The sequence below is a fragment of the Rhodococcus sp. P14 genome, from assembly GCF_000256505.1.
Classification (GTDB): domain Bacteria; phylum Actinomycetota; class Actinomycetes; order Mycobacteriales; family Mycobacteriaceae; genus Rhodococcus; species Rhodococcus ruber.
Window position 1 is genome coordinate 1 of the sequence record NZ_AJFC01000148.1, and the last position, 2,923, is coordinate 2,923.

Annotated in this window: 3 protein-coding genes and 1 pseudogene; 2 read left to right on the forward strand and 2 right to left on the reverse strand. The window is 71.2% G+C overall.

Features of this window, described 5'->3' with window-relative positions; translation table 11 throughout:
- Together OEY_RS28330 and OEY_RS0111000 are read right to left on the reverse strand one after the other, a co-directional pair.
- Positions 1-370, reverse strand: a pseudogene (locus OEY_RS28330) (site-2 protease family protein); the annotation flags it as partial.
- Entirely contained in the window at positions 337-1,236 is a 900-nt protein-coding gene (locus OEY_RS0111000; RefSeq protein WP_010593930.1) for a universal stress protein, read from the reverse strand. The gene OEY_RS0111000 and the pseudogene OEY_RS28330, both read right to left, overlap by 34 nt.
- A 130-nt stretch (positions 1,237-1,366) precedes the next feature.
- On the opposite strand from OEY_RS0111000, the gene OEY_RS0111005 reads away from it, so the two are divergent.
- On the forward strand, positions 1,367-2,368 hold the full coding sequence (locus OEY_RS0111005) for an alpha/beta hydrolase (protein ID WP_225222242.1): 1,002 nt from the start codon (positions 1,367-1,369) through the stop codon (positions 2,366-2,368).
- On the forward strand, positions 2,361-2,923 hold a 563-nt coding region (locus tag OEY_RS28335; RefSeq protein WP_010593932.1), incomplete at its 3' end, for an SDR family NAD(P)-dependent oxidoreductase. The genes OEY_RS0111005 and OEY_RS28335, both read left to right, overlap by 8 nt.

Below are 2,923 nucleotides of genomic sequence, written 5' to 3' on the forward strand. Positions count from 1 at the left end.
GCGCGATCCGCAGATCGGCCTTCGGGCTCGGCGGCTCGTCGCGCAGTTCGGACACCCCGCCGAGCAGCCACAGGGTGATCCCGTCCACCCCCACTCCGTAGCGGCCCGCCACCACCGAGTGCGCAAGCTCGTGGGCGAGCAGCGATACCAGCAGGCCCAGCGCCGCGGCGACGCCCGCGATCCAGAACTGCGTGGTGCTCGGACCGCTGATCCGCGCCGGCAGGATCGTCGCGGCCAGCAGCCACGACAGCAGCCCGAGCGTCGCGAGCAGCGACCAGTGGGCCCGGATCTCTATCCCCGCGACCCGGCCGAGCCGGACCGATCCGCGCAGCATCGTCAGACCCCCGGTCGGCAGATCATGGTCGGGCACGGCGCGTGGTGCAGCAGCGCCTGACTCGTCGAGCCCAGGAGCAGGCCGCCGAGCAGGCCCCGGCCGTGGCTGCCGACGACGCTCAGCTGGGCCCGTTTCGCCAGTCTCAGCAGCAGGTGCCGGGCGCCGATCTGCTCGACGATCTCGGTGACCGGCACGTCCGGGTACCGCTCGCGCTGCCCGGCGAGACACTCGGACAGCAAGGCCGTCTCTTCGGCCTCGACGACCGCCCAGTCGATCAGCTCCAGCGCCGCGGTGCGGTCCGCGACGTCGCCGGCGCCCCACGCGTGGGCGGCGAGGACGCCGACCCCGAGCGCCGCCGCCATGTCGAACGCAGCGGTGACCAGTGGGCCGGCGTCCGCGCTGCCGTCGATGCCGACCAGCACCGGCCGGCGGTCCGTGCCCGGTTCGGGTGCCGGATCGCCCCGCCAGAGGACGACCGGGCACGTGGACCGGTGGGCGACGCGCAGCGCGGTCGAACCGGCGAGCAGCGACCCGAGCGCACCCGAGCCGGTGGCGCCGAGCACCAGCATCCGGCTGCGGTCGCCGTGTTCGAGCAGCGCCAGATCGGCCGGGCCCGGGTGGACGGTCGTGACCACCTCGAGATGCGGGCGCTGCCGGCGCAGCTCGGCCGCGGTGTCGTCGAGCAGTTCGCGGCCCCACTCGGCGAGACGCTGGCTGTATTCGGCCCGCGCGCGCAGCGCGGCGTCACTGAAATAATTCCGGGGGCCGGGCAGCGCGTGGACGAGCTGCAGGTCCGTGCCGAGCCGCTCGGCGACGGCCGCGGCCCAGGTGGCGGCCTGTTTCGCGGCGTCCGAGCCGTCGATTCCGGCGGTGACGGGCGGCCTGCCGCGGTCGCTGCTCATTGCGTCTGCCTTTCGGTTCGGCTTTGCTCGATAACGATTATGTGCAAGCCTCGTACGGGCCGACGTGGACCTCTACCGTGTTGTTGCGTAACTGTCGGGGCCCCAGTTGTTGTTGATACATGATGTGCTGATGGAGCCTGGTGTGACTCATACTTCCAGAACCAAGGCCGGACCTCGGGGGGCTCGGGCGCTCGTCCGATTCCTGATCGCGGCGCTCGTGCTACCGCTCGCCGTGGCCTTCGCCGGCGCGGGCACCGCGTCGGCGGACCCGTACTCCCGCCTGCGGGAGCACTGGGTGCCCGCGCCGGGCGGCGTCGGCCAGATCAAGGTCCGTATCTGGCTGGCGAACAACGGCAGCAACAAGGCCATGTATCTGCTCGACGGTCTGCGCGCCACCGACGACGTGAGCGGGTGGGAGCACGAGACGAACGCCGCGTGGCTGTCCGACCACGGCGTCAACGTCGTGATGCCGGTGGGCGGCCAGTCCAGCTTCTACACGGACTGGTATGCGCCGAGCAACCTCAACGGTCAGCGTTACACCTACAAGTGGGAGTCCTTCCTCACCGAGAACCTGCCGGACTTCCTCGCCGGTACGTACGGCATCGACCGGTCCAGCAACGCCGTCGTGGGTCTGTCGATGGGCGGCAACGCGGCGCTGATTCTCGCGGCCTATCACCGGGACCAGTTCCGGTTCGCCGGCTCGATGTCCGGTTACCTGAACCTGTCCGCGCCGGGCATGCGTGAGGCGATCCGCCTGGCGATGCTCGACTCCGGTGGCTACAACGCCGACTCGATGTGGGGCCCGCCGTGGAACTCGGCGTGGCTGCGCAACGATCCGTTCGTCGCCGCGCCCAGCATGCGGGGGCTGCCGATGTGGATCTCCGCGGGCAGCGGCCTGCCCGGCCAGCACGATCGGCCGAACTCCGCGATCGGCGTGTTCAACACGGGCAACGCGATGGGACTCGAGGCGCTCGCCCTGGCGCAGAACCGCGCGTTCCAGGTGCGGTTGGCGACGTTGGGCATCAACTCCGCCCACTTCGACTTCCCGGCCGCCGGTACCCACACGTGGGGCTACTGGCAGGACCAGCTGTGGGCGATGCTGCCCATGATGAAGTCCTCCATCGGTGCCTGAACGGTTCTCCCCGCCGGCACCGGGCGCCCTGCAGGGCCGCGCCTTCGTGGTGACCGGGGCGAACAGTGGCCTCGGTGAGGCCACCGCCCGGGCCCTCGGCGCCGCCGGTGCCGACGTGGTGCTTGCGTGCCGGAACGTCGCCCGAGGTGAAGCGGTCGCGGCGGAGATCGGTCCCCGTGCGCAGGTGCGACGGCTCGATCTCGCCGACCTGGCGTCGGTGCGGGAGTTCGCGGCGGGCATCGAGACCGCCGACGTGCTCGTCAACAACGCGGGCGTGATGGCCGTGCCGCTGAGCCGCACGGCGGACGGTTTCGAGATGCAGATGGGCACCAACCACCTCGGGCACTTCGCGCTGACCGGGCTGCTGCTCGATCGGCTCACCGATCGGGTGGTGACGGTCTCGAGCACGAGTCACCGGTTCGGCCGGATCCACCTCGACGACCTGAACTGGGAGCGCCGGCGGCACTACAGCCGTTCCCTGGCGTACGCGGAGTCCAAGCTGGCGAACCTGATGTTCAGCCTCGAACTCGGCCGGCGGCTGGCGGCCGCCGGCTC

Excerpts from the sequence above, each read along its gene's own strand:
- OEY_RS0111000 (WP_010593930.1), bottom strand. The coding sequence starts at position 1,236 with ATGAGCAGCGACCGCGGCAGGCCGCCCGTCACCGCCGGAATCGACGGC.
- OEY_RS0111005 (WP_225222242.1), top strand. The coding sequence starts at position 1,367 with ATGGAGCCTGGTGTGACTCATACTTCCAGAACCAAGGCCGGACCTCGG.